We start from the raw sequence: 24,375 nt of genomic DNA on the forward strand, positions 1-24,375 counted from the left end.
ATCTTTCTCATGTTGTGTATAGGGGCAATTTAATGTTGAAAAAAATGCTATTCGCAAGCGCATTCTGTTGTGCTGTGAGCTTAACTCATGCAGAAACAGTAAAAATTTATGCAGCTGCAAGTCTGAACAATGCCTTAATAGATATTACAAAACTGTATGAAAAAAAATATCCAGAAACTAAAATTATCCCTGTGTTTGGTGCATCATCAGCGCTTGCTAAACAAATTGAAACAGGGGCAAAAAGTGATCTTTATTTCTCAGCCGATGTCGATTGGATGCAGTATTTAGTACAAAAAAATGCAATTCAGATGCAACAAGTAAAACCTTTGCTGTTTAATCAATTGGTGGTCATTAGCGCTAAAAATTTAAATATTCCATTTAAAGCTCAATCTAATTTTAATTTTGCCAAAACATTTAAAGGGCGCTTATGCACAGGGCAAATGGAATCCGTCCCAGTAGGCAAATATGCCAAACAAAGTTTAGTCAAACTCAATTGGTTCGATGCGTTAAAAGGACGTATTGTTGGGACAGATGATGTACGCTCAGCCTTGGCATTTGTGGAGCGTGGCGAGTGTGATGTCGGCATTGTCTATAAAACCGATGCCTTAATCAGTCAAAAAGTTAAAATGCTAGGGACATTTCCACAAAATAGCCATCATCCGATTATTTATCCCCTTGCATTGACAGTTGAAGGGCAGAAAAATAAAGAGGCTGTACACTTTAAAAACTTTGTACAACGTGATCCGCAAGCCAAAGCGATTTTTGTGAAATATGGTTTTAGTCTTTATAAATAGTCTTCTTTATTGATATGTTAAGTCCTGAAGAATTAAGTGCATTGTATCTGTCAGCCAAAGTGGCTTTCTGTGCTACTGCCTTTAGTTTACCTTTTGCAATTGCATTGGCATGGGTGCTAGCACGCTATGATTTTAGACTGAAGGTCTTGGTCGAAGCGTGTTTACAATTGCCGATGGTATTACCGCCTGTGGTACTTGGCTATTTACTGCTGTTGCTTTTTGGTCATAAAGGTTGGCTAGGGCAGTATTTATCAGCGATTGGCATAGAGCTCGCATTTAACTGGAAAGGTGCTGTACTTGCTTCAATGATTGTGGGTTTCCCCTTAATTGTGCAACCCATTCGTTTGGCATTTCAGTTGTCAGATCGGCATTTAGAGGAAGTGGCGCAGACCTTAGGTGCAAGCTTTATTCAAATATTTGTCAAAATTTATTTGCCTCTAGCATGTCCGGGGATTTTAATGGGGTCTATTTTAGGTTTTAGTCGTAGTTTAGGTGAATTTGGTGCCACCATCACTTTTGTGGGCAATATTCCCGATGAAACCCGTACCATTCCCATTGCCATTTATTCATTTTTACAACAACCTGATGGTGAGATCATGGCGATGCGTTTGCTTGTATTGTCCTTAATTTTGGCTTTTACGGCTTTAATTGCCCATTTTTATTTGATGATGAAATATCAGAAGACTGTAAAAGAATAATAGCTGATTGAAAACACAATGATGAGGTGAGATTGAAGAAAATCGACTTGACGGTAAATGGATTGCACTTGAGAAATGATCTATTCTGCATTACAAAGAATATAGGAAATATCGAAGAATAAAAAAGGAATGTATTGTGCAAGCACCACAACATATCAATGCAATAGAATGGCAAGCACGTTGCCAACTTGCAGCACTGTATCGTTTGATCGCTTATTATCGAATGACGGATTTGATTGATACCCATATCAGTTTACGTGTGCCGCATGAACCGAATCATTTTTTAATCAATCGTTATGGTGTGACCTTTGACCAAATGACAGCCTCTGATCTGGTGAAAATTGATCATGATGGCAATATTGTCGCTGAATATGATCAAGGGAAAATGGTCAATGTTGCAGGCTTTGTGATTCACTCGGCATTACATCATGCCAATGCTGAGATCAATTGTGTGATTCATACCCATACCGCAGATGGGATTGCGGTGTCAGCACAAGCTGAAGGATTATTACCCCTTTCACAGCATGCACTGAAATTTTACAATAATATTGCCTATCATGAATATGAAGGCATTGCATTTTCGATAGCAGAACGTGAGCGTTTGGTGCAAGATTTAAAGCATTATCGTTGTATGATTTTACGTAATCATGGTTTATTGGCGACAGGTGATTCCATCGCGCGTGCATTTCATGAGATTTATTTTTTAGAAAGAGCATGTCAAATTCAAATCAAAGCAATGAGTAGTCGTCAATTGCATTATCCAAGCCAAGCTGTATGTGAATATACCGTGCAGCAGTTTCAAAGTGATGCGGCAGAACCGATTATTGCAGCAGCATGGCAAGCCGCTTTATCATTGATTAAAGATCAGGAAAATGATTATTCTCGTTAGTGTGGTCTTTTCATGAGCATAAAAAATCCCCTGCCTATGCAGAGGATTTAATCGGTGATTTACAGGTGAATAGCGTAAAACAACTGCCTTAGTTGCTTAAATCGAACCAAATGAATTGGCTGTTTTCGTTGGCATTGATCGTTGTATCTTCATCAAATAAGTAAGCATCACCTGCTTTGATGAGTTGACCTGCGATATCAATTTCACCTTCAATTACATGAACATAATTAAATTTTTGAGTGGCTTTGACAGGTAGGGAATGACCTTTTTCTAAATACGCTGCTTTAATTTCAGCGTCTTGGCGAATGTGCATAAGCGCATCGTCATGAGGACCTGCAATCAATAACCACTCATTCGGTGATTTTTTTGGATCACGTTCGACTTGTTGATAGTTCGGCTCAGCATCACGTACATTGGGAATGACCCAAATTTGCAACATATGCACAGGTGTATCGCCATTGTTGATTTCGCTGTGTTGTACCCCTGTACCTGCACTCATTAACTGCCATTCGCCTGCGTGAATATGGCGTTCGTTACCCATGGTATCTTTATGTGAAATCGTACCTTGAAGTACACAGGTTAAGATTTCCATATTGTCATGCGGGTGTGTACCAAAACCATTATGTGCGGCGATGGTATCGTCATTGATCACACGTAAAGAACCTACGCCCATATATTTAGGGTTGTACCAACTGCCGAAAGAAAAACTGTGTTTGCTGTCTAACCAGCCAATTTGAGCATGACCACGGTCTTCACTGCGATGTAGAAATGTATTCATGATAAATCTCCAATTCTTTATTTTTTTAACTTGAGATCATATTAGTCTTTGCGAAATTGAGTTGAAACATTAAACATGCAACGTATTGTTGTGTTTTTAGGACGATTAGTTATAAAGAGATAGGACTGTTTTTTTGTAAGTAATATAATGAGGCCTATTTTATATTGAACATAAAAAAACCCAATAACGAATTATTGGGCATTGAAATCATCATTTGCAGATAGAATCAAATGATTATTCTAAGAATTTAACAGTGACACCTGATTTAACTTTTTTACCTAAATCATTGGCATCCCAGTTGGTTAAACGGATACAACCATGCGATGCAGTTTTAGAAATCGCAGATGGGTTCGGTGTACCATGAATACCAAATGATTTTTTACTTAAACCGATCCAGATATTTCCTACAGGACCATTTGGACCAGGTGGTAAAGACAATGGTTTACGGTTATTGCCTTGCACAAAGTTACTTGGTGAATAGCTATACCATGGATTTGGTGCGACACCCGTAATTTTATAAGTTCCTGTTGGAGATGGTGTGTCAGAACTACCAATCGTTGCAGGGAATGAACCCACCATTTGGTTTTGGGCATTAAACAAATAAAGTTGTTTTGCACCTTTATGTGCCACGATCAAATGAATATTTTCAGGTAATTCATTGCGGATATTGGTCACAATGATTTTTTCACCTGCTTTTTTGAAGGTTGCTTTTGGATTTAATTTCTTTAAGAAATCTTCATCCATATGAAATTTTTCACCCAACATTTCTGTTACACGTGTGTAATACAAACCTTTCATTTTTGATTGTAGAGCATAGTCACGTGGGATCGATGCAGCATAAGGGCCTTTTAAATCTGCATCTGTGATGGTGTATTCTACAAATGCAGGTTTGCTGCCTTGTTTTGCGATCAAAGCATCCCATGTTTCTTTGGTCAGTTCACCTGTTGGTTTTAAGCCATTCATTTGTTGGAATGAAGAAATTGCTTTTAAGGTATTCATACCACTTGAACCATCAATGGCACCCGGAGACGCATGTGAGTTGTTTAACATCACATGTGCACGTGCATAGACTGGGAATTGACCTTTGCCAATATTTTCATACCATTCAGCATTGTTCATCCCTTCTAAAGTCCATGATGCTTTATTTGCACTGCTAGACTTAGTGGTTGATGCTGCTGTACTTGGCGTTGTGGTTTCTGTTTGTGTGCTTGTTTCAGCTGCTATATCTGCAGTTTTATCTTCTGTTTTTTCTAAATTTTGCAGCGTGTTGGCAGCTTGATCTAAATCATTAAGCTCTTGTTGAGAAATTTGAGCTTCGCTCGCACTACTTGTGTTGACTGTAGAGGCAGCAGAAGATTCAACAGCCAGCGGATCAATTGGATCTTCAACTGCTGTAGATGTTACCTTATGCGGAGTAAGCGATTGCTCAGTAGTTGTAGGCGCAGCGGATGCTGTACCTGTGAAGATACAACTTAAACTCAAAGCAAGAATTGAGCGAACGAACATGTAATTCAACCTTAAGAATTATTCATACTGATTTATAAAGTAAGCAAGTATTGCAGAAAATAAATGGAGATGCAGTATTTGTTTTGTGTAAATCCTATTTTTTATACAATTCTATACGCATCATAAAAAAATGAAATTTCAAATAATTTTCAAGATTAAAATCTCACGAAGAAATGCCGATAGCGCATAGATTTTTGCTATGATGACTGACCTTGCTCAATTTTTTTAAATAGGAAAGTAAATGACGACCCTCAAAAATGATCGTTTTCTACGTGCTTTGCTACGTGAACCTGTCGATACCACACCTGTGTGGATGATGCGTCAAGCAGGTCGTTACCTACCTGAATATCGTGAAACACGAGGCAAAGCAGGTGATTTTCTTTCTTTATGTAAAAATACTGAATTTGCTTGTGAAGTGACTTTACAGCCTTTGCGCCGTTATGATTTAGACGCAGCGATTTTATTTTCTGATATTTTAACCATTCCTGATGCATTGGGCCTAGGCTTATATTTTGAAACAGGCGAAGGTCCTAAGTTTCATAAAACAATTCGCACTGAACAAGATGTTGCCAATTTACCGAAATTTAATGCAGCATCTGACTTAGATTATGTCATGAATGCAGTTTCAACTATTCGTTCTGCATTAGGTGGGCAAGTCCCTTTAATTGGTTTCTCGGGTAGTCCTTGGACTTTAGCAACCTACATGGTGGAAGGCGGCTCAAGTAAAGATTTTCGTTTTACGAAGCAGATGATGTATGCTCAACCTGAAGTTTTACATGCATTATTAGAGCGATTGGCTGATGCTGTGACTGAATATTTAAATGCACAAATTGATGCAGGTGCGCAAGCGATTCAAATTTTTGATAGTTGGGGTGGAGCTTTAGCACATCGTGAATATCTTGAATTTTCACTGCATTATATGCAAAAGATTGTCTCAGGTTTACAACGTGAAAAAGACGGTCGTAAAGTCCCTGTGATTTTATTTACCAAAGGTGGTGGTCAATGGTTAGAGCCAATGGTGGCAACAGGTGCAGATGCTTTAGGTTTAGACTGGACAACGCCTTTAAATGTAGCACGTCAAACTGTAAATGGTCGTGTGGCAATGCAAGGTAATTTAGACCCTGCAACCTTATACGGTTCAGCTCAAAGTATTGAGAAGGCAACAAAAGCCATGCTCGACGATGCTTATGCTCAGGGTGAAAAAACAGGTTATGTGGCAAATTTAGGGCATGGTATTACGCAGTGGGTTGACCCTGCACAACCTAAAATTTTCATTGATACTGTGCATGAATATAGTGCGAAATATTTAGGTTAAGTCACTTCGAGTATGCTGTATTTAAAATCAAGTGTGGAATTTATCTTTAAGGCAGCTTCAGCTGCCTTATTTGGTATTTTACTGCTAATCGCTTTTGCACTGACTGCAAAAATGGGCAGTCGTGAGTTTTATGGTTTCTTTCGCTATGATTATTTATTCTTTTATGCACTGATCATTCAAGCGTGTTTGCTTTGTTTAAAACTCGAATCATGGGCAGAAGCAAAAGTCATTGCACTTTTTCACATCTTAGCTATGGGGATGGAAATATTTTTGACTCATCCACAGATCGCTTCGTGGCAATATCCACAACCTGCAGTTTTTAAAATCATGACCGTGCCGTTATTTGCAGGCTTTATGTATTCGGCAGTTGGCAGTTTTTTTGCACGTTCATTAAGGCTTTATCAAGTTTCTTTTTTAAGATTGCCTAGTTTTGCCAATATGCTGAGTCTAGCATTGTTGTCCTATCTTAATTTTATGACAAAATTTTTTGTTCCAGATATACGCAATGTATTGTTTGTTTGGAGCGTCGTTATTTTTTGGAAAACTAAAATACGGTTTCAATTACAACAACATCAATTTCAGTTGCCGATGTTGCCTGTATTGCTGTTATTGGCATTTCTAATCTGGATTGCTGAAAATATCAGTACCTTTTATAAAATTTGGTTATATCCGAGTCAGGTCGATGCATGGCATATGGTCGGGTGGGGTAAACTTGGTTCTTGGTATTTATTGCTATTGCTCAGTTTGGTGTTGGTTTTAAAAATTCTTGGCAATAGAAATAGCATTGGTGAATGGACATTAAAATAGTTTGAAAAATAATCATATTTTGATTTGCTTATTAGAATAACTGTGTTACATCTTTATATGGTGTAATAAACATTACACACATCCTAGAAATAAATGAAATATTAAAAAATATTGGAGAATACCATGTTAAAAAAAATTGCTTTAGCAGCCATATTGGCAACAGGATCAGTTTCAGCTTTTGCAGATAGCGATGTAGGTTGTGGTTTAGGTTCTCAAGTTTGGGAAGGACAATCTGGAAAAATTCCTAAAATTTTAGCTGCAACCACCAATGGTTTATTTGCAAACCAGTTATTTGGTATCACGTTTGGTACGCTCGGTTGTAGTGGTACAGGTGCTGTGACTGCTCAGGCAGTGACATTCACCCATGAAAATGCGGAGTCGCTGGCCCGTGATATGGCAGTGGGTGAGGGCGAAAGCTTAAATGTTTTGGCTGAATTATTAAATATTAAAGCTGAGGATAAAGCGCGTTTCTTTGCAGTATCTAAACAAAATTTCTCTAAAATTTATTCAGCTGAAAATGTATCTTCAGTAGAAGTGTTAGCATCATTACAATCTGTGATGTCACAAGACGAAGTTTTAAAAGCTTACGTTTAATGTGCAGAGAAAACCCTGTCATAGATGATGGGGTTTTTATTCATTTTAGTAAAATTTTAAATGATTCAATATATTATTAATGAAAATATTTGCGCTTTTGTGCACACTCGGTTTAACACCGCTGGCGTATGCAAGTTCAGTAGATCTTGCATCTATTCAAAAATATCAGCAACTTGCTGAACAAAAACAGCTTTACAAGCAGACTGCATGGCAACGTTTGTTATATGCCAATGCGCAAGGTCAAAGTGAAGTGCGTTATGACGGTTTTTTTCTCTCACCACATGGAAAGTCCGATTTAAAGCAAGAACTCAATGCCAATATTGCAGCACTGTTTGAAGCTGCTGCTGCCAATCAATCCATTCAATGTCGTTTTCCTGCCCGTAGTCATTGGTTAATTCAACAACTCGAAATTTCCAAAGCAGCATTGGCTCATGCAGATTGTGCTGAATTGGATGAATGGATCGGGCAAATCAAACCTTATAAAGCTACTTTAATTTATGCCACAGATTTTATGGGCAATCCAAGCTCCATGTTTGGACATACCTTATTGCGACTAGATCCCAAAGATCAAAAACAACTAAATTTGGTGTCTTATGCACTTAATTATGCTGCTACGGTTCAGGGCGGTGAAGGTTGGTCTTATGCTTGGAAAGGCTTGACTGGGCAATATGATGGTGAATATTCACTGATGCCGTACTATCGGAAGGTGAAGGAATATGGTGATTTTGAAAGTCGTGATTTATGGGAATATGAACTCAGTTTAAATCCTGAAGAAACACGATTTTTAGTACAACATATTTGGGAAATGAAGCATGTTAAATTCCCTTATTATTTTATTAGTGACAATTGTGCCTATCGACTGCTTGGTTTGTTGGACATCGTCCGTCCTGAGCTGAATCTGCAAAAACAAAATCAAATTGCCTCCATTCCTATTGAAACTTTAAAAACCGTTCAAGACAATCATTTGATTCAGGATGTGCAATATCGTCCCGCTTTGGAAACGCAGTTGTTGGCTCAGTCACGTCAGCATGGGCAGCAATTGGCAAAAACAGCACATCAACTCACCTTGTTAAACATCGATGAAATGCCTGAAATGCTGGCAAAATTTGATGCTATTGATCAAGCCAAAATACTGGAAATGGCTTATGATGATCTATACTTGATGTTGATTTCCCACAAAATTGCAGCGCAAGAGGCACAGCCAAAATTACGTAAGATTTTGAGTTTACGCAGTCAACTTAATATTGAAAAACAACGTACTGAAGTTATACGCCCCCGCCATGATCCTGCTCAGGGGCACCACACCAAAAATACTTTCATTCAAGTGGGAGAAGTGCAGGGGCAACAGTTTGTCGAGTTGGGTTTACGTCAAGCGTATCATGATTTACTTGATCCACAAGGTGGATACCGCACAGGAACACAGTTAAATTTCTGGGATGGTACCCTTCAGTATCGTGATGATAAGTTGAAACTTGAACATTTTGATTTTCTTTCGGTCAATTCCTACAATCCGATCACGCCATTTAAAACACCTTTAACTTGGGGTTTTAATCTGGGGTGGCAACAAGAAGCCATCCATCAGGGGCAATTTAATTCAGATCAGCAGCATGGCGTATTACAACTGAAAACCCAATTTGGTTATAGTGTTGCCGATCAAAATCGGCAGCATGTGTGTTATGCCCAGTTACAATCACAAGCACAAGCAGGTAAATCGCTTGATGATGGTTGGCGTATCGGGCTTGGACCTACGATGGGTTGCCAAAATATATGGACAGACCGTTTAAATAGCTTAGTACAGCTTGAATTGCCATATTGGCAGGATGCAAGTCAATGGAATTTACGTCTGAATACAGGTTTAAACTATGCGGTTGATGCACAAAACTCGCTGCGTATGACATGGCAATATCAACAACAAAATCATGTGGATTGGAGTAAAACCAGTTTGGGCTTTGTTCACTATTTTTAAGGGATGGAAATGACCTAAAATAAGTTTTCAATCATTATGATGTCCACAACAGCAGTGGATTAAATCAATATTGATTTGGTTCAACAGGTTAAGTTTATGCTCATGTATTTTTAGATGAAATTGCGAGCTAAGAAATGAAGTTTATATTATTAAATATAAATAGAAAAATTAACATCTTATTGCGGTGTAATGTGGCTATAAATTTTATTTCATAGTGTTATATTATTCATACTAATTTAAGAAAATATGAGAAATTTCTGTATGAACGAAGCAAGCATAGTCGATTTGTCCCGACAGTGGCAGTGGATTTGTGATGAATTTTCCAATACAGATTTGACTTATGCATTGCAGTTTATTCAGGATAATTCTTTTGTCTTAGTGTCCGAATTTTATAAAAAAATGATGGAAGAAAAGACCGCTTCCGAATTCCTTTCAGATGAAATTGTACAAAGTCGTTTGAAATCGTCATTGAATAATTGGTTGTTGGAAAGTTTTGAGGTGCCATTTCAAAAAAACTTTTATGAAATGGTGCAAAAGCAATTGAAAGTGGGTGAGGTTCATGCCCGTATTGGTATTCCATCGTGGTTGATTATCCGTGGCATTCGACAGATTGAAAAGAAAGTATTTTGCCTGCTGAATAAACCGCAACAAAATTTATTAAGCATTGCCAGCTACATTGTGCAGGTGTTGGGGTTTACCTCAGAAATTATGAGTCGAACCTATGAAGCCAAGGCTGAAATTAACAATGATATGAAACATACTTATCGTTTATTTTCAGCCATGCAAGATGTCGCTGTACAAAAAGATAAACAGCGCGGCAGTCTGCTTGATTGGGAAAATGAACTGATGTTTAAGGTTTTTTCTGATCAGACCAACTTTACCCATACTTCTTTATCTAAGTCCGAATTTGGTTTGTGGTTTATACATAAAGCCGCCTATGCTTTTTCAAGTTCGGATCAGGTCAAAGAAATTATTAGTGGCATTAAAAAAGTCGATGTGCTTAATCAAAAAATTATCAGCTGTGCAGATAAAACCTTCGCCATTCAATTGATTCAGGAAATCCGTAATCAGGATCGTGAAATTTTATTGTTAGTGGATCAACTCTTTCAAGTTTCTGAATATATTGGTTCAGGCAATGACTCGTTGACCCAATTATTGAATCGACGTTATTTAAATACAATTGTTTCACGCGAAACACTGTATGCACGCAAACATAAAACCCATTTGTCATTGCTTGCAATCGATGTCGATCATTTTAAACGGATTAATGATCAATATGGACATGCCACAGGTGATACAGCACTGCAATTATTGGCAGAAGTGATATTGGAACACACTCGAGGCAGTGATTATGCTTTTCGCGTCGGTGGTGAAGAATTTTTGTTGCTACAAGTGGCTACAGATTTGAATATGGCTGAACAGATTGCTGAGAAGATTCGACAACGCATTCAGACATCAGAAATTTTATCGAGTACAGGTGTGGCAGTCCAATTTACCGTGAGCATTGGTGTGGTAAGTTATGATGGTCATCCAGATTATCAGCGTTTCTTAGAGTCAGCAGATACGGCTTTATATGCAGCAAAAAATAATGGGCGTAATTTGGTTTATATTGCATAATTTTGATGTACGGATTGAAAATGTTGGATGAGTACGATTTTTAAGTGGTATTTGATTTGAAACGGGTATACTGAAATCTGTTTTCAGCTTTAAAAATCATCAATGCATATGTGGAAATTCGCCATTTTTACAGTCTCAATCTTGTTCACGTGTATTGTGGATGCAACGCCGTCATTTGCATCTGACCAAGGCGCATATGACCAAAAAAAAGTAATCAAAATTGCCCAACTTGTGATTAAAACACAGATTTTAAATGATCCTGACCCTAATCAAACCTATGATCAACTTGTTGCAGAAATGGTAGCAGATCCTGATCTTAAGGCAGAAATAAAACGCTATCGGGATGCATTTCCCAAACAAGGGATTGCTAATTATTTACGTGAAATGAATAGCAAAGGTCTGAATATACAAGAGAAAAAGCAGATGTTGGCTGTGATTGATGAAGAAATTCAGCAGACTTCCACGCTGTTTAAAAGTTGCAGGGCATTGAATGAGATTCAGGTCATTCATGATCAACTACTGAACATTAAGATTCGCTGTCAAGTTCCTAAGGTTTCATCGGAAAAGATAAATGCCTTTCAGCAACAACTTGAAACCTTGAGCAGAGAGGATGCGGTACAGTTTAAAATTGAATATTTACGTTTGAAACAGCAATTTTTAGCACAAGCCAATGTGGTGAGTTTTGATAGCCTCTTATGGATTGATCTTGAAGATTTACCTATTTATCGTGCAGCGATAGAACGGGGGGATGGATTTCCCAATAGGGTCATCGACCAGCGTGATCAAGCACTCACACCATATAAATCTGCGCCACCAAAATAAATGTACTACAGTGTTTAGCTTTCAACGACAACAAAATATTTTTTCACAGCTTCAAGCACTTCAAAAGTTCCGACAAAACTCGGTGGAATCACACCTGCTTCACCCGCTTTCACTTCAATATAATCATTATTTTCTGCATTGTGAATGCGAACAACACCTTCAAGAAGAGTAAAAAACTCTTGTTTATTGTCTGCAAATACAATATTCCACGCACCGACTTCGCATTGCCAAATCCCACAATTCATATGGGGATGTTCATATAAACTTTGGGTCAGACGTTTTGGGTTGCCTTTAACCAAACGATCCGTACGTGGATAGTCCACGGTGCTTTCACTGTGCGTTAAACCTTGACCTGCCAAATAAATCGATGACATTTTAACAATCCATTTTATAAAAAAGCCTCAAAAATTTGAGGCTTAAATGATTTAATCAAATGATTAGTGTGCTTCAGGGACAGCCAAAAGAAATTCACGACGTGCTTCTTTATCGGTTTTAAAATCACCCACGAAAGATACGGTACGTGTAGTCGATTCTTGCTTGCTGACACCACGCATCATCATACACATATGTGCTGAATCAATCACCACAGCAACACCACGGGCATTGGTCACTTCTGCAACAGCATCCGCAATTTGCTTGGTGAGTTGTTCCTGAATTTGTAAGCGACGGGCAAACATTTCCGTGATACGGGCAAATTTAGATAAGCCTAAAACATTACCTGAAGGTAAGTAGGCAATATGCACACGACCATGAAATGGCAATAAATGATGCTCACATAAAGAATAGAACTCGATATTTTTAACCAAGACCATTTCATCATTGTCAGAAGGGAAGACCGCATTATTGGTCACTTCTTCCAGCGTTTTGCTATAGCCAGACGTCAAGTACGAAAAAGCTTTAGCCGCACGCATGGGCGTATCTTTCAGACCAGGACGGTCTAAGTCCTCGCCAACGGCAGTTAAAATATTTGCGTAGGATTGCTGCATAGACATAAAACGTGTTCACTTATACGGATTGAACAAGGACGGCATTGTAGCAGAAAAACATCAAATATTTTCCAACTACGGGATAAACCGTCATTTAAATAAAATTTTTACGGAGGTTTGCCTGTTTGACATACAGTAAATCAAGATTCTTTGGCAAATTTTGGATTTTTTTCTGCACGTTTCAATAGAACCAGAACAGCGCCTGTACCCCCTTGTTTTTCAGGTGCGCTGACAAATGCCAATACATCACGGTGCTGACGTAGCCAACCATTGACATACGTTTTTAAAATGGCATCAGGACCTTTGCCATGCACGATTTTAATCACATTCTGATTTTCTTCTTTGGCAATTTGAATAATTTGCAAAACGGCTGAACGAGCTTCTTCGACCGTACAACCATGCAAATCTACCGCTTCAAACCAACGCAGATTACCTGCTTTTAAGTCTTCAAAGACTTTGTGTTGTAAGGTCGCAATGCGATAACTTAATGCAGCTTGGCTTGCTACAGGGTTTAAAATAGCTTGAGTATCAGACAGTTCTGCCTCATTGACTTCAAATGCACCTTCAGCCGCAGCACGTTTGGCTAAGGTCTTTGCATCAGGTTTTTTACGAATATCTTTACGCTCGATTTTGGCAATATTACTATTATCGAGTTTTTTAACGCCGCCCAAAGCTGTTTTAAATAAATCTGCATCGCTGATTTCTTCAGATGCAGTTTCTTGAACTTTCTTAGGTTCAGGCTGTGCTGCAACTTTTGAAGAATGCGGATGAGTGATTTGTTTCTTGAATTGTTTTAATAAATCGAGTTGTGATTTGGAAAATGGAGAATCAGAATTACTCATAATATTTAAAACAGTCAATGAACAGAATTTGTTGACTATTATAGCTTAAATTGGCGATTTTTGAAGTGTATTGGTTTTATTGTATAGATAGAATTCTAAGTGGGATAGTATGAAAGAAATGCTAAATCTTAAATTATTTAGTTAAAAAAATCTTTCATATATCTTCCTCAATAATTCCATCTTTGTATTTTAAAAAGACAGCTTCATTTTCTAAAATTTCATATAGCTCATCATACATTTTAGGATCATCAATCAAATCCATAAAATCATGATTAATAAAACAATCATACTCAACGTAATCTTGATCGATAAAGTATCTATAGCTATATACCATTAAACATGTAGATTTTATATTTGTAATGAGAGATTGGTATTTGGGAAATTTTTTTAAGAAAATATTTTGTGAAAATTCATTGATTTGTGGAATAATTTTGTAGTCAGACAAATATCTGCGCTTCACTTTTTGATGAAAATTCAACATCTCATGATGTTTGGTAAATTCTATATAAATTAAAGTGTCACCAATTTGATGCTCATGAAGTACATTTCCATTTTTCAAGGGTTGAGTACCCATTGGACTTGAGAAATTTATATCCATTTTTTTCTTCTTTTTTAATACTAAGTCAGCTTAATCGATTGATCAAGCTGACATTTAAAAGTTGATCAAACCTTCTCAGGCACACCAAACAACTCTGCAAAAGCATGATCAGGACGTGGTTGTTTCATAAAACTTTCGCCAACCAAGAATGCATGAATGTCATGTTCCTGCATTTTTCGAACATCTTCAGGGGTGGCAATTCCGCTTTCAGTAATCAGCAAACGAGAAGGATCAAGCAACTTTTTCAAACGGAAAGATGTATTTAAATCGACATCAAAGGTTTTTAGATTACGATTATTCACGCCCAATAAACAACGCTCAGAAAGCTTCATTGCACGTTCAAGTTCTTCCTCATCATGGACTTCAACCAATACATCCAGATTGTGTTCAAATGCGGTTTTCGACATTTCTTCGAGTTGCTGATCTGACAAACTTGCCACAATCAACAAAATACAATCTGCATGTAAAGCACGCGCTTCAATCACACCATAAGGATCAATTAAAAAATCCTTACGCAGGGCAGGTAAGTCACAATGGCTGCGCGCGATTTGGATGTTTTCATCCGCACCCTGAAAGAAATCGATATCCGTTAACACAGACAAACATGCTGCACCTGCATGTTGATATTGTTCAGCAATTTCAGCAGGATTAAAGTTTTCACGAATAATACCTTTGGACGGAGATGCTTTTTTAATTTCAGCAATCACCGCAGGACGTTTACTGTGCAAAGCGTTGGCAAAACCACGTACAGGTGTTGCTGCCTGAGCAAGTTCTTCAACATCTTTTAAACTGCGTTGTTTTAAACGTGCTGCAAATTCTTCGTGTTTACGATCTACAATTTTACCTAAAATGGTATTGGCGATATCCACCATAATGATATTCCTTAAATTTTGGCTAAATGCTTAAGCTTCGTATTCTTTGAGGGTTTTGGTAAATTCTGACAAAACGCCCATTTTTTCCAAAGCTTGTCCGCCATAAATAATGTCATGTGCCAAAGCCACACCTTGTTTATAGGAGTTGGTTAAGCCTGAAACATAAATCCCTGCACCTGCATTTAAAGCAATCATGTTGGCTGCTTTTTCACCTTTTGCCGATTTTTTCTTACCCAAAGCGTCTTTAATCAGTGCAAGACTTTCAGCAGCACTGTCTACAGATAATCCTGTTAATGTCTGAGACTCAATCTCAACCTCTTCAGGCTGAATCATCCATTCAGTCACTTCACCATTTTTAAGTTCAGCCACATAAGTTGCTGAAGCTAGACTGATTTCATCCAAACCATCTTTGGAGTGAACCACCATCACATGCTCAGCACCAAGTTGCTTTAAAACTTCCGCCATAGGACGGCAAAGTTCAGTGGAAAATACACCAATGACAAAGCGCTTCACCCCAGCCGGATTCGTAAGCGGACCAAGAAGATTGAAAATACTACGGAAACCCAACTCTTTACGGGGGCCAGCTGCATATTTCATGGCTTTGTGATGATTTGGAGCAAATAAGAAACCGACGCCCATCTCACGGATACATCGTTCTGTTTGTTGCATATTTAAATCAAGGTTGATGCCTGCCTGTTCCAATAAGTCAGAAGAGCCTGACTTGGATGACACACCACGGTTACCATGTTTGGCAATGGTTGCACCTGCAGCTGCAATGACAAAAGAAGATGCGGTCGAGACATTAAATAAATTTTGTCCGTCGCCGCCTGTACCGACAATATCGACTAAATAGGGAATATCACTGACATCGATTTTGATGGCAAATTCACGCATGACACGTGCCGCTGCGGTGATTTCATCAATACTTTCACCTTTTTGGCGTAAACCCATCATCAATGCACCAATTTGGGCATCAGATGCTTCACCGCTCATAATGGTACGCATCACTGCTTCCATTTGCGGTTGAGTCAGTTCAATATTTTTGGTGATGTTATTTAAAGCTTGTTGAATATTCATTTGGGTCACTCAATTATGCATAAATATCTAAAAAGTTCTTGAAGACTTGGTGTCCGTGTTGGCTCAGGATGGATTCAGGATGGAACTGCACGCCTTCTATTGGCAATGTCTTATGTTTTACACCCATGATTTCTTCTATTGAGCCATCGGCTTCATTGGTCCAGCAAGTGACTTCAAGACATTCAGGCAAAGTCGCTTGATCAATCACTAAAGAGTGATAGCGAGTTGCTGAGAATGGAGAAGGTAAATTGCTGAAAATGCCTGTATCACTGTGGTACATGTCAGATAAACGACCATGCATCACGGTTTTGGCACGAACAATGTCACCACCAAAAGCCTGTCCAATTGCTTGATGTCCAAGACAGACGCCAAGGGTTGGAATTTTCCCTGCAAAATGCTGAATCGCAGGCACAGAAACGCCAGCTTCAGATGGAGAGCAAGGACCAGGACCAATCACAAGATACTTTGGTTGCCATCGCTCAATATCTTCCAAAGTCACGGCATCATTACGGACGACTTTTACTTCTTGATTTAACTCGCCAAAATATTGGACGATGTTGTAGGTAAAAGAGTCATAGTTGTCGATCATGAGAAGCATATTAAACGTATCCCTTTGGATTTTATGAATAACTTTAATAAACTTTATTTTGGTACTCAATTTGGTACTCAATATTGAAAAAATACCTAATTTTTTAGCACGTAAAAAAGCCGCTTATTAAGCGGCTACTGTATCAGATTCCGAGGTGTTTGTGACAACTGACTGCACATAAGAAAGTAGCCAATAACTTTTTCGACCATCTTTATGTGGTTTTGCATATCGACCATCTCGGATGCGAGCATCAAGTGTTTCAGGTTCGATATTTAACATGTGAGCAAATTCTTGTCGCCCAATTCTTCTTTCAATCAAACTCTGCTTTGAAAGTAGCTCAACAGCATGAGTCATTCGTTCAATAATTGCAGAATCAACTTTAACTATAGCCATCAAATTTCCTCCCTTACTTCACCAACCAAATAAACACCAGTTAGTTGTCCGTGATCAATCCAAAACTGAATATCATCTAATCCAAAAATTTCAGACAAAAGAATTTTTAGCTGATTTACATCTAACGATAATTGGCTTTTACGTGTCACAACTGTTGAAATTTGAGATTTCAATAAATCCGCAGCAGATGGTAGATCTGATTCAACTTTGTTTAATTTAGGTTCTTTACATGGCACATATCGTTTTATGCCATCAGCAACTTCTTTAAGTTCAACATTGAAGTATTTCTTCTTGAATGACCAAAGTTGGCTGTCAAATTTTTTACGATCGCATTCCAAGATTTCAAGTGCTTCACCTAAAGTTACACCTTCAGGATGAAAGAGAAACATTTCTTCTATACGCTGTAAGAATGTTTTTTCAGGTTTGGTAACTGGTTCATTCAAAGTGGTAACTTTATCTACCGTATTCGTCACTGGTTCAGATTTTTCGGTAACTTTTTCTGTTGTATCGGTTACTGTCTCAACTTTTTTGGTAACTTTTTCCTGCGGCTTATTTACCAATTCAGGTTGAATTTTTTCTTTATTTGCCAAAAAAAATACACCATCTTCGCTTTTAAAATCTGTACCTAGCACAACCTCTTTTACAGTCTTAATGCTTAATTTACAAATAGTCATTAACTGTGAAATAGATAAGCCAAGTGGATCATCTTCTAAAGCTTTTGTAATTTTATCCTTAGCCTGTAAGAATGCCTGATTGTTATTAAAACGCCTTAATTCTGCTGCTGAGTTCATATTACCAACTCCATATTTCGTACTGTATAACCAGTGAGCCGTTAATTACCAAAAATATTTCTAACCAAAAAATTAACCATTGCATACAACTTCCTTGTCTTGGTTGGCCACACTATTTTTAATGTGGCCAAACGTGGTTAGCTTGCGGTTTCTGCACGAATTTCACGTGCAAAAAGTGCGTAGGCATCATCTTCGCCAAAGTGAATATCAATCAAGAAGAATCCATTTGGAGCGACCGGGTTCCATTTTGAAATATCACATTCATCCATCATCTTTTCCCAATCATCACTTGAAACAGAGCTTTCCAAAAAGAAGACTACTGTCTCAATATTGAAATACCGAAGCATCTCATCCCAATCTTTCTTAGATATTGACTCTTCATCTACATGATGTTTGTCTAAATAAGCACAGTAATCAGGATGTGACCAAACGCCCATTTCATCACGAACAATTGCCGCAGGTTTTAATTGATTGATTCCCATCACACAACCTCAACTTCTCAAATGTTCTTCAAATTCAGCACCTAAAGCCATAGCAAGAGCATTGCCATTTAACTCACTAGTGACCAGTCCATACTGTTTTTTAAAGCGGAAATTAAATGCTTTACCATCGGCTAAAATTTTTACCTTATATCCCAATTTTTCTAGCCAAAGTCGAAAGGCCAGAAGGTTTTTAGCTTTGACGACTGTTTTCATTGTTGAGCATCTCCACTAGGTCCATTCTCTAACTCAAATCGACGTGCACGAATGTAGCCCATGAGTTTCGGCTGAATGTCTGGATGACGACTACCAACATCAATTTCTAGTGCATCTAACGTGGTAAGGTCGGGTGCATTTTGGATCTGCACCATCAATGATGGTGGTTGTTCAATAGGTTGAGCATCAACACTCAACTCGCTTAAGCGTTTATGAATTGCCTGTAATAAAGGTTGGCGTTGTTCAGCTGACCATTTATTTGTATATCGAACCAAAGCATTGGCTTCAGCAGGACTTTGTGCTTGACTTGCTCTATTGATTAAATCTGTAAGTTTTGTTTGGTATTCACGTTCAGCTTCTGCATTTGCTTCTTTGGCCAAAGCTTTTCTACGAAGTTCAATATGCCCATCCAGATGATTTTTGTGTGTAAATATCAACTTGGGATTATTATGAATCTCAGTCGTAATGGCATCCAATTCCTCAGCGCTCATTTGAAAAATTTTATACGTTAGTTCCTGTTTGATTTCAGCGCTTATGCGAGATTTTTCCTCATCACCACTTAGAGAAAAATTCTCATTTAGTTTGTCTTCTGAAATAGTTACATTCTCTTGGCTTACAATCTCAATATTAGACTGAGGTGTATACGTTTTGGGATCTAACTCAAGTAATTTGTCTTCAGTTAGTTTGCACAAGTATTGATGTTGTTTACGCTCCAAATGACCATTGGCGAGAAATATTGGGCGCAATGAAAGCACTGCATCTGTCGTGGTGCAATTGGCAATTTGTGCGCTGAACTTTTCAATTATTGCGTTCGCATCCGTCTCTACTGCATCAACATCTTCAACGGTGAAAGCAGGGTTACTTTTTGGTGTTGGTTCCGCTTCAACCACAGGCTCTTTGGCTTTACGTGTACGCTTTCTAATAGGCTTTTCTTCTGCAGTCTCAACAGGAATTGATTTATTAACTTCTGCGATCGTGCTTTCAATCGCAGCTGGAGCTTCAACTTCGATAGGATCTAATGAACCGCCGTTTAAAGTAATGAATGCACGTGCATGTGCAATAGCATCATCTGCAGTCTTGTGTAAAAGCTTTGATGCGATCAAACGTTTTAAATAATTAGCATTGTCAGTCGTGCTTAAAATTTCAATAGGACGATTTACATCTAAAAGATTAGGTGCGTAATGCATGGCAGAATTGATTAAATCATCTGCACCTTGGATACACTCAGGCACTTCTAGATCTAATTGGCCAATCGTCATAAAACGAGGCGCAAGACAAAACTCGTAATCAGCACCAAAGAACACAGTAGCAGGGAATTGGCTCAACTCACCAAAGTCGAGCAGTTGCCCGACTGCACGACACAACACTGCTTGACCAGATGACATTGCTTCAAAAGCTTGTTTAGCGTTTAAAATATCCATTTGTTATCCCTCAGTGGTGCATTACTTGTTGTGGTGAGTTTTGATTTTGTTGGGTTTGTTTTGTTGGCCAACCCATTTGATCTGCTCGAGCACGACAGGCATTATTAATATGTGTTTCATATTTTGTGCCTTTAAATGTCTTAGCAGCAGTGAGCAAAACACTTTTATCTTCAGTCTTTTGAATTGCAGCTAAGGCAGAGTTATAGATCTGTTGCTGTGTTCGAGTATCCTTGGGTTTTAGTGGGGTAGTTTGTTGTTGAACAGGCTGTTGCATGTTCTGGTTTTGTTGTTGATTAGATTGGTGTGAGCCTTGATTTTGCGACTGAGTAAGTATTTTGTCTGCTTGATAAGCATGGTCATACTCATATAAATATTTACTACCATCGTAATTTCCAAGATATACATCGGCGGCTACACCCACGGCTTTAAATGCTACACCCAATGCATCAGTGACTGCTTTCTTGTAACCTTCATCACTAGCTTTTAATTGACCTTTAGCTATCTCAACAATTTCAGAACCACCAATACCCGAGAATTCTTCACCCCATGCACCTTCGAATTTAGTTTTAACAGCAACTTCTGCAAAACACATAATAGATCCATTGGGTGCAGCTTCAGACCAGGTACGCACAATTCGATATGTCCAACCATGACCTACAGGGCCAAATGCTTGAGTCATAGCCATTAATCGCCATTGTGGGTTAATATCAGATTTACCTTTAAGATAACCAAATTCAATTTTTTTCAGGAAGTTGCTAGGGGTTTGTTTAACATCATTCCAAATTTTAAGATTATTTGTTGTCATGACCAGCCCCCTTAGTTATTGTATTTAGCATTGTTATAGGCAATGCGCTGATTCGCTGAGTAGCGTGTATCACGTTGGAAGCAAGGCTTACTTAACATGATTGCCAAAGCTTTACGTCTTTGAAAGTCACGCTCACGCGCTAATTCTTCTTGAACCCAAGGCAATTGATTGAGTTTTTCACGTAAAGCAGCATTGAGGTTTTCCAATGTAAGCAACCAACGCACATAGCTATGCTTTAGATCTGTAAGGGCAGTGCCACGGTATTTCCCGAAGTGAATCACTTCTTGAGATTGAGAGATTATTTCCATAACATGCTCTCCAATTTATTCATAGCAGCAAGATCTAAGGCATCTTGAATAAGAAAAGTTTTAATTCTCCCGCCAAAAAAGAACTCCTTCCTAACCCCAATACCATCACGAATAAAACCATGCTTATCCTTTTCATCCAAGACTTCGCACTCAGTTAAAAAGCAAACCCCCATCACACTTTTGTATAGTTCTTCAAATTGATCCAAGGGCATAAAGTAACAAAATCCACCAATGCGAGAACCACTACTTGAACGTAGAGCTATTAAATCTGAGGCATCACACTCGTATTCAGGAAAACTTAAAATATGAAAACAGTTTTCACAAAAACGAAGTAAAACAACATTGTCGGATTGAAAGTTAGCGATATTTTTCGAGCAAATTTTTATCCAATTAGGGTTGAAAACTAGTTTGTCGAAGTTAGTCATCAGATCACCTCCACCAAATGATTTTTTTCAATAAAACCCACGAGCACGTTATTAAAGTTGCGGTGGTCGATCTGGTCGGTGAAGTCGCGATATGGATTGCCTTTTTCATCAAAGACTTTGATTTCGCCGAGTTCTTTAATTTCTACAGCTGTGAAGTCACAACCTGGTACGCCGTTGCTGTCTTTATGTGCTTCATAGCTAAAAGGGAACTTCACAGTAAAGTCATCAAGTTGGATAACCGCATAGCCTGTGCTCATTGATGTGATTTCAACAGTTTGCACAGCATAAGTAGAAGGGATGTATTCAGATGCTAAAGGCGGTTTGTATTCAGTTGCCTTAGGCTCATGAATGAAAGCAGCTACACCCGTAGTGATTAGAGCACTGAGCGCAAATACTTGAAAAAAGCGCTTTGGCTGTACACTGTGTGTAACAGTGGGGTTGATGGAATTTAGTTTTGCATTCATACTAATCTCACTCTTTGAGTAAAAGTCCCGTCGGTCGAATGTCAGGGACTTTTTTTGTTTGTGTGAGATAAATACTACTTTAAGTAGAAAAATTGTCAATAGAAAATAGAAAAATAATTCTACTTAAAGTAGCTTATTTTTCTTGGGGCAAAATAAAACCCACTAAAGTGGGTGAATGGATTTTGAAATATTTTCTATTATTTATTGAGGATACTTAATTCTATGTTGTATAGCCATTTGATTTAGTACGTCTATCATATATTTTCCATTCATTCTTGCAATATGAGCAGCTTTTTTATCTTGCGATGCTATCCCACTAGGCTCAATAATGAGACTCGATAACACGCCACAACCTTGTTTTACTTCAACAGCAAAACCCACATGTTCTGCTTTGGAGTTTTCACCAACACCAACCAATAGAGTTGCACCCATATTCTTTAGTAAATATGGGTCATCATAAGCATTAAAGTATACGGATGATGTTTTAACATCCTGTTTATTGAGCCATAATTCTGCTTCATCAAGTGCATTAAAGGCTTGATGTGATTTTGTTTTTAGTTTTTTAGGAAATATTTGTGGGTATGTGTATGATAAAACCCAAAACCATAAACACAATGCAAAAACATAAGTGAATTCAAAATTTCCTGTAATCACTTGATAAGGGAATACACCAATAATCATGATGACTGATATTACAAATAAAAACATTAACCATAAATGCCTAAGAGGGCTGAGTTTTGTATTTTGTTGTGGTAATTCTGATTGGGTTGGTGTATTCAATAATCTAACACCACATCCACTACAAAATTTAGCATCATTACTATTTGGTTGACCACATTGATTGCAGTACATTTTTATTCTCAACTATTAACTTTTTCTAACTCTTTTTGGACGAGAACCACCTAAAGGTCTAAAAGCATCAATCACCAATCCCACCAACTCCATACCATCTTCAAATTCAATAATGTTGGGTTGAAAGTTTGGATTAAGTGCTTGTAAATATTTACGATCATCACTCTCAATGACTAATTTTTTAAAAGTTGCATCCGTATTATTTCTGATAACAATTAAATCCCCTGAAATCAAATCACATACCTGAAATGCAGGATTTACTAAAATAAAATCACCTTCCATATAGGTAGGATAATTACTAATCCCAACCACTTTTAAATAAAAACAACCATCAGGATCATCAGTACTTAACGGTGGCAACCATTCAGAAATTTCTAAGGGATTAATAGACTCTACTGATGTCATTGATCCAGCCTGAACCCAAGATAAAACAGGAATTAATTTTGAAGTTATAGGTACAACATTGTTATCAAGAGTTGAACCATGGTCTAAATAACCAATATCTACAGAAAATATATCTGCTAGCTCTTTCAGTTTTTCTTCACGGGGCTTAGCTGTGCCCAATGTATAGCGTCGTGCCATTTCATAAGTAACGTTAATAGCATCTTTGAGTTGATTAACTGATGTTATTGGAGAGCCAACAGCTTCCATCAATTGCTTCAACCTATTTGCAAACTCTATGTGTTTAGCATCTTTCACTTTTTTTGGCTCAATTTCTACCATCGGTAGAAGTTTACTATCAAATTCTAGTTGCACCAATTCTATTTTAGGTAGTATATTATGTTCTACTTTAAGTAGTTTTGACGGTGTCATTATGTTATCCCCACATGAGGCTTTTGATAAAGCTGTGCGATTTGCAGGTTCCTCAGCTGCCCTTGCAAGAGGTATCGGTTTAACTCCCTGGGCAGTTTCAAAATGGAATATTGAAAAAATTCCAGAAGACCGATGTGAGGACATTGAAAAATTTACTAAAGGTCAAGTCAAAGCTGAAGAATTACGTCCAGACATTAACTGGAAATATGTTCGCCAATCTAGAACAAAGACCACATGAAAATGAGGAAATCTTATGGAAACAAAAATAATGTTTGTATTCAGCAAAAAACTGTTGGCACCCATGTCAACACGTGTACCGCTGGAAGTCCAAGAGATCATTGATACTTTGGCTGAAAACCAAGGTAGTGATCGTGCGAAATGGTTAAGAGATGCCATAGATAAAAAGATCGAACTGGAGACAGGTCGATCATCATCTGAACACTTCGAAAAATCAAAGAATACAACGTCTACGAGTGTATTCAAGAATGTATGCAGAAATTTAAAAAGTTTTTGGCAGGCATTAAAAAAGCCCGACGTTGCAGGTCGAGCTTCTAGTACGGCAATTCATAATCATTCAGGAAAATGAACATGAGTAATTTAACAGAACATAAGTGCGCTGGCAAATGTCCAGAATTTAAAGGGGAACAGTGCAGACACT

General features: G+C 38.0%; 31 protein-coding genes. 11 read left to right on the forward strand and 20 right to left on the reverse strand.

Features of this window, described 5'->3' with window-relative positions; translation table 11 throughout:
- Positions 1–32 precede the first annotated feature (32 nt).
- The 3 genes from modA (at position 33) to G0028_RS06015 (ending at position 2,381) form a co-directional block, all read left to right on the forward strand.
- Entirely contained in the window at positions 33–794 is a 762-nt protein-coding gene (gene modA, locus G0028_RS06005; RefSeq protein ID WP_180044838.1) for a molybdate ABC transporter substrate-binding protein, read from the forward strand.
- A gap of 14 nt (positions 795–808) precedes the next feature.
- Positions 809–1,492 carry a molybdate ABC transporter permease subunit gene (modB, locus tag G0028_RS06010; protein WP_180044837.1) on the forward strand — a complete coding sequence of 228 codons (684 nt, stop codon included), beginning with the start codon at positions 809–811 and terminating at the stop codon, positions 1,490–1,492.
- A 136-nt stretch (positions 1,493–1,628) separates the two neighbouring features.
- Positions 1,629–2,381, forward strand: coding sequence for a class II aldolase/adducin family protein (locus G0028_RS06015; RefSeq protein ID WP_180044836.1), 753 nt, complete (start codon positions 1,629–1,631; stop codon positions 2,379–2,381).
- An 88-nt stretch (positions 2,382–2,469) separates the two neighbouring features.
- Here G0028_RS06015 and G0028_RS06020 read toward each other — a convergent pair whose 3' ends face one another.
- Positions 2,470–3,159: a pirin family protein gene (locus G0028_RS06020; protein ID WP_180044835.1), complete on the reverse strand. Its 690-nt coding sequence runs from the start codon at positions 3,157–3,159 to the stop codon at positions 2,470–2,472.
- A 234-nt stretch (positions 3,160–3,393) separates the two neighbouring features.
- A complete protein-coding gene (locus tag G0028_RS06025; protein WP_180044834.1) occupies positions 3,394–4,665 on the reverse strand; it encodes a L,D-transpeptidase family protein in 1,272 nt (423 codons plus the stop codon).
- Between the two features lie 241 nt (positions 4,666–4,906).
- Here G0028_RS06025 and hemE point away from each other — a divergent pair, with 241 nt between their 5' ends.
- The 6 genes from hemE (at position 4,907) to G0028_RS06055 (ending at position 11,786) form a co-directional block, all read left to right on the forward strand.
- Entirely contained in the window at positions 4,907–5,980 is a 1,074-nt protein-coding gene (gene hemE / locus G0028_RS06030; protein ID WP_180044833.1) for a uroporphyrinogen decarboxylase, read from the forward strand.
- A 12-nt stretch (positions 5,981–5,992) separates the two neighbouring features.
- The gene (locus G0028_RS06035) at positions 5,993–6,787 is read left to right on the forward strand and encodes a DUF817 family protein (RefSeq protein WP_180044832.1); all 795 of its coding nucleotides are present in this window, start codon (positions 5,993–5,995) and stop codon (positions 6,785–6,787) included.
- A gap of 123 nt (positions 6,788–6,910) precedes the next feature.
- Positions 6,911–7,381, forward strand: coding sequence for a DUF3015 family protein (locus G0028_RS06040; protein ID WP_180044831.1), 471 nt, complete (start codon positions 6,911–6,913; stop codon positions 7,379–7,381).
- 79 nt (positions 7,382–7,460) lie between these two features.
- Positions 7,461–9,347 carry a DUF4105 domain-containing protein gene (locus tag G0028_RS06045; protein WP_180044830.1) on the forward strand — a complete coding sequence of 629 codons (1,887 nt, stop codon included), beginning with the start codon at positions 7,461–7,463 and terminating at the stop codon, positions 9,345–9,347.
- A gap of 261 nt (positions 9,348–9,608) precedes the next feature.
- Positions 9,609–10,964, forward strand: coding sequence for a diguanylate cyclase (locus G0028_RS06050; protein WP_180044829.1), 1,356 nt, complete (start codon positions 9,609–9,611; stop codon positions 10,962–10,964).
- A gap of 102 nt (positions 10,965–11,066) precedes the next feature.
- Positions 11,067–11,786 carry a hypothetical protein gene (locus G0028_RS06055; protein ID WP_180044828.1) on the forward strand — a complete coding sequence of 240 codons (720 nt, stop codon included), beginning with the start codon at positions 11,067–11,069 and terminating at the stop codon, positions 11,784–11,786.
- Between the two features lie 14 nt (positions 11,787–11,800).
- On the opposite strand, the gene G0028_RS06060 is transcribed toward G0028_RS06055, so the two are convergent.
- The 18 genes from G0028_RS06060 to G0028_RS06145 form a co-directional block, all read right to left on the reverse strand.
- The gene (locus G0028_RS06060; RefSeq protein WP_180044827.1) at positions 11,801–12,160 is read right to left on the reverse strand and encodes a cupin domain-containing protein; all 360 of its coding nucleotides are present in this window, start codon (positions 12,158–12,160) and stop codon (positions 11,801–11,803) included.
- Positions 12,161–12,223: 63 nt separating this feature from the next.
- A complete protein-coding gene (gene folE, locus G0028_RS06065; protein WP_171457450.1) occupies positions 12,224–12,772 on the reverse strand; it encodes a GTP cyclohydrolase I FolE in 549 nt (182 codons plus the stop codon).
- 140 nt (positions 12,773–12,912) lie between these two features.
- Complete coding sequence (locus tag G0028_RS06070; protein ID WP_180044826.1) at positions 12,913–13,614, reverse strand: Smr/MutS family protein; 702 nt, start codon at positions 13,612–13,614, stop codon at positions 12,913–12,915.
- A 154-nt stretch (positions 13,615–13,768) separates the two neighbouring features.
- Positions 13,769–14,212 (reverse strand): hypothetical protein, encoded by a 444-nt coding sequence (locus G0028_RS06075; RefSeq protein ID WP_130072815.1) that lies wholly within the window; start codon positions 14,210–14,212, stop codon positions 13,769–13,771.
- Between the two features lie 65 nt (positions 14,213–14,277).
- Entirely contained in the window at positions 14,278–15,084 is an 807-nt protein-coding gene (trpC, locus tag G0028_RS06080) for an indole-3-glycerol phosphate synthase TrpC (RefSeq protein ID WP_174492995.1), read from the reverse strand.
- 30 nt (positions 15,085–15,114) lie between these two features.
- Positions 15,115–16,161, reverse strand: a complete 1,047-nt coding sequence (trpD, locus tag G0028_RS06085) for an anthranilate phosphoribosyltransferase (RefSeq protein ID WP_130072813.1) — start codon at positions 16,159–16,161, stop codon at positions 15,115–15,117.
- Positions 16,162–16,174: 13 nt separating this feature from the next.
- Positions 16,175–16,759 carry an anthranilate synthase component II gene (locus tag G0028_RS06090; protein ID WP_130072812.1) on the reverse strand — a complete coding sequence of 195 codons (585 nt, stop codon included), beginning with the start codon at positions 16,757–16,759 and terminating at the stop codon, positions 16,175–16,177.
- Positions 16,760–16,876: 117 nt separating this feature from the next.
- Entirely contained in the window at positions 16,877–17,146 is a 270-nt protein-coding gene (locus G0028_RS06095; RefSeq protein WP_180044825.1) for a hypothetical protein, read from the reverse strand.
- Positions 17,143–17,934, reverse strand: coding sequence for a hypothetical protein (locus G0028_RS06100; RefSeq protein ID WP_194088754.1), 792 nt, complete (start codon positions 17,932–17,934; stop codon positions 17,143–17,145). The genes G0028_RS06095 and G0028_RS06100 overlap by 4 nt, the downstream gene beginning before the upstream one ends.
- A gap of 137 nt (positions 17,935–18,071) precedes the next feature.
- Entirely contained in the window at positions 18,072–18,416 is a 345-nt protein-coding gene (locus G0028_RS06105; RefSeq protein ID WP_180044823.1) for a hypothetical protein, read from the reverse strand.
- Positions 18,417–18,425: 9 nt separating this feature from the next.
- Positions 18,426–18,629 (reverse strand): hypothetical protein, encoded by a 204-nt coding sequence (locus G0028_RS06110; protein WP_130073635.1) that lies wholly within the window; start codon positions 18,627–18,629, stop codon positions 18,426–18,428.
- Positions 18,626–20,050, reverse strand: coding sequence for a hypothetical protein (locus G0028_RS06115; protein ID WP_194088755.1), 1,425 nt, complete (start codon positions 20,048–20,050; stop codon positions 18,626–18,628). Before G0028_RS06115 ends, G0028_RS06110 begins: the two co-directional genes overlap by 4 nt.
- A 10-nt stretch (positions 20,051–20,060) precedes the next feature.
- Entirely contained in the window at positions 20,061–20,855 is a 795-nt protein-coding gene (locus tag G0028_RS06120) for a hypothetical protein (RefSeq protein WP_180044821.1), read from the reverse strand.
- A gap of 11 nt (positions 20,856–20,866) precedes the next feature.
- Complete coding sequence (locus G0028_RS06125) at positions 20,867–21,163, reverse strand: DUF3820 family protein (protein WP_180044820.1); 297 nt, start codon at positions 21,161–21,163, stop codon at positions 20,867–20,869.
- On the reverse strand, positions 21,154–21,588 hold the full coding sequence (locus G0028_RS06130; protein WP_180044819.1) for a hypothetical protein: 435 nt from the start codon (positions 21,586–21,588) through the stop codon (positions 21,154–21,156). Before G0028_RS06130 ends, G0028_RS06125 begins: the two co-directional genes overlap by 10 nt.
- Entirely contained in the window at positions 21,588–22,052 is a 465-nt protein-coding gene (locus tag G0028_RS06135; protein ID WP_180044818.1) for a hypothetical protein, read from the reverse strand. The genes G0028_RS06130 and G0028_RS06135 overlap by 1 nt, the downstream gene beginning before the upstream one ends.
- 201 nt (positions 22,053–22,253) lie before the next feature.
- Complete coding sequence (locus tag G0028_RS06140) at positions 22,254–22,904, reverse strand: zinc-ribbon domain-containing protein (protein ID WP_180044817.1); 651 nt, start codon at positions 22,902–22,904, stop codon at positions 22,254–22,256.
- 15 nt (positions 22,905–22,919) lie between these two features.
- On the reverse strand, positions 22,920–23,717 hold the full coding sequence (locus tag G0028_RS06145) for a S24 family peptidase (RefSeq protein ID WP_180044816.1): 798 nt from the start codon (positions 23,715–23,717) through the stop codon (positions 22,920–22,922).
- Position 23,718: 1 nt separating this feature from the next.
- On the opposite strand from G0028_RS06145, the gene G0028_RS06150 reads away from it, so the two are divergent.
- The gene (locus tag G0028_RS06150) at positions 23,719–23,955 is read left to right on the forward strand and encodes a transcriptional regulator (RefSeq protein WP_130112735.1); all 237 of its coding nucleotides are present in this window, start codon (positions 23,719–23,721) and stop codon (positions 23,953–23,955) included.
- Between the two features lie 15 nt (positions 23,956–23,970).
- The gene (locus G0028_RS06155; RefSeq protein ID WP_180044815.1) at positions 23,971–24,303 is read left to right on the forward strand and encodes a hypothetical protein; all 333 of its coding nucleotides are present in this window, start codon (positions 23,971–23,973) and stop codon (positions 24,301–24,303) included.
- Positions 24,304–24,375: the final 72 nt, after the last annotated feature.

The sequence above is a fragment of the Acinetobacter piscicola genome (assembly GCF_015218165.1).
In the GTDB taxonomy this organism is placed as follows: Bacteria; Pseudomonadota; Gammaproteobacteria; order Pseudomonadales; family Moraxellaceae; genus Acinetobacter; species Acinetobacter piscicola_A.

Excerpts from the sequence above, each read along its gene's own strand:
- modA (WP_180044838.1), top strand. The coding sequence starts at position 33 with ATGTTGAAAAAAATGCTATTCGCAAGCGCATTCTGTTGTGCTGTGAGC.
- modB (WP_180044837.1), top strand. The coding sequence starts at position 809 with ATGTTAAGTCCTGAAGAATTAAGTGCATTGTATCTGTCAGCCAAAGTG.
- G0028_RS06020 (WP_180044835.1), bottom strand. The coding sequence starts at position 3,159 with ATGAATACATTTCTACATCGCAGTGAAGACCGTGGTCATGCTCAAATT.
- G0028_RS06025 (WP_180044834.1), bottom strand. The coding sequence starts at position 4,665 with ATGTTCGTTCGCTCAATTCTTGCTTTGAGTTTAAGTTGTATCTTCACA.
- hemE (WP_180044833.1), top strand. The coding sequence starts at position 4,907 with ATGACGACCCTCAAAAATGATCGTTTTCTACGTGCTTTGCTACGTGAA.
- G0028_RS06035 (WP_180044832.1), top strand. The coding sequence starts at position 5,993 with ATGCTGTATTTAAAATCAAGTGTGGAATTTATCTTTAAGGCAGCTTCA.
- G0028_RS06040 (WP_180044831.1), top strand. The coding sequence starts at position 6,911 with ATGTTAAAAAAAATTGCTTTAGCAGCCATATTGGCAACAGGATCAGTT.
- G0028_RS06045 (WP_180044830.1), top strand. The coding sequence starts at position 7,461 with ATGAAAATATTTGCGCTTTTGTGCACACTCGGTTTAACACCGCTGGCG.
- G0028_RS06050 (WP_180044829.1), top strand. The coding sequence starts at position 9,609 with ATGAACGAAGCAAGCATAGTCGATTTGTCCCGACAGTGGCAGTGGATT.
- G0028_RS06055 (WP_180044828.1), top strand. The coding sequence starts at position 11,067 with ATGCATATGTGGAAATTCGCCATTTTTACAGTCTCAATCTTGTTCACG.
- G0028_RS06060 (WP_180044827.1), bottom strand. The coding sequence starts at position 12,160 with ATGTCATCGATTTATTTGGCAGGTCAAGGTTTAACGCACAGTGAAAGC.
- folE (WP_171457450.1), bottom strand. The coding sequence starts at position 12,772 with ATGCAGCAATCCTACGCAAATATTTTAACTGCCGTTGGCGAGGACTTA.
- G0028_RS06070 (WP_180044826.1), bottom strand. The coding sequence starts at position 13,614 with ATGAGTAATTCTGATTCTCCATTTTCCAAATCACAACTCGATTTATTA.
- G0028_RS06075 (WP_130072815.1), bottom strand. The coding sequence starts at position 14,212 with ATGGATATAAATTTCTCAAGTCCAATGGGTACTCAACCCTTGAAAAAT.
- trpC (WP_174492995.1), bottom strand. The coding sequence starts at position 15,084 with ATGGTGGATATCGCCAATACCATTTTAGGTAAAATTGTAGATCGTAAA.
- trpD (WP_130072813.1), bottom strand. The coding sequence starts at position 16,161 with ATGAATATTCAACAAGCTTTAAATAACATCACCAAAAATATTGAACTG.
- G0028_RS06090 (WP_130072812.1), bottom strand. The coding sequence starts at position 16,759 with ATGCTTCTCATGATCGACAACTATGACTCTTTTACCTACAACATCGTC.
- G0028_RS06100 (WP_194088754.1), bottom strand. The coding sequence starts at position 17,934 with ATGAACTCAGCAGCAGAATTAAGGCGTTTTAATAACAATCAGGCATTC.
- G0028_RS06105 (WP_180044823.1), bottom strand. The coding sequence starts at position 18,416 with ATGGGAATCAATCAATTAAAACCTGCGGCAATTGTTCGTGATGAAATG.
- G0028_RS06110 (WP_130073635.1), bottom strand. The coding sequence starts at position 18,629 with ATGAAAACAGTCGTCAAAGCTAAAAACCTTCTGGCCTTTCGACTTTGG.
- G0028_RS06115 (WP_194088755.1), bottom strand. The coding sequence starts at position 20,050 with ATGGATATTTTAAACGCTAAACAAGCTTTTGAAGCAATGTCATCTGGT.
- G0028_RS06120 (WP_180044821.1), bottom strand. The coding sequence starts at position 20,855 with ATGACAACAAATAATCTTAAAATTTGGAATGATGTTAAACAAACCCCT.
- G0028_RS06125 (WP_180044820.1), bottom strand. The coding sequence starts at position 21,163 with ATGGAAATAATCTCTCAATCTCAAGAAGTGATTCACTTCGGGAAATAC.
- G0028_RS06130 (WP_180044819.1), bottom strand. The coding sequence starts at position 21,588 with ATGACTAACTTCGACAAACTAGTTTTCAACCCTAATTGGATAAAAATT.
- G0028_RS06135 (WP_180044818.1), bottom strand. The coding sequence starts at position 22,052 with ATGAATGCAAAACTAAATTCCATCAACCCCACTGTTACACACAGTGTA.
- G0028_RS06140 (WP_180044817.1), bottom strand. The coding sequence starts at position 22,904 with ATGTACTGCAATCAATGTGGTCAACCAAATAGTAATGATGCTAAATTT.
- G0028_RS06145 (WP_180044816.1), bottom strand. The coding sequence starts at position 23,717 with ATGACACCGTCAAAACTACTTAAAGTAGAACATAATATACTACCTAAA.
- G0028_RS06150 (WP_130112735.1), top strand. The coding sequence starts at position 23,719 with ATGTTATCCCCACATGAGGCTTTTGATAAAGCTGTGCGATTTGCAGGT.
- G0028_RS06155 (WP_180044815.1), top strand. The coding sequence starts at position 23,971 with ATGGAAACAAAAATAATGTTTGTATTCAGCAAAAAACTGTTGGCACCC.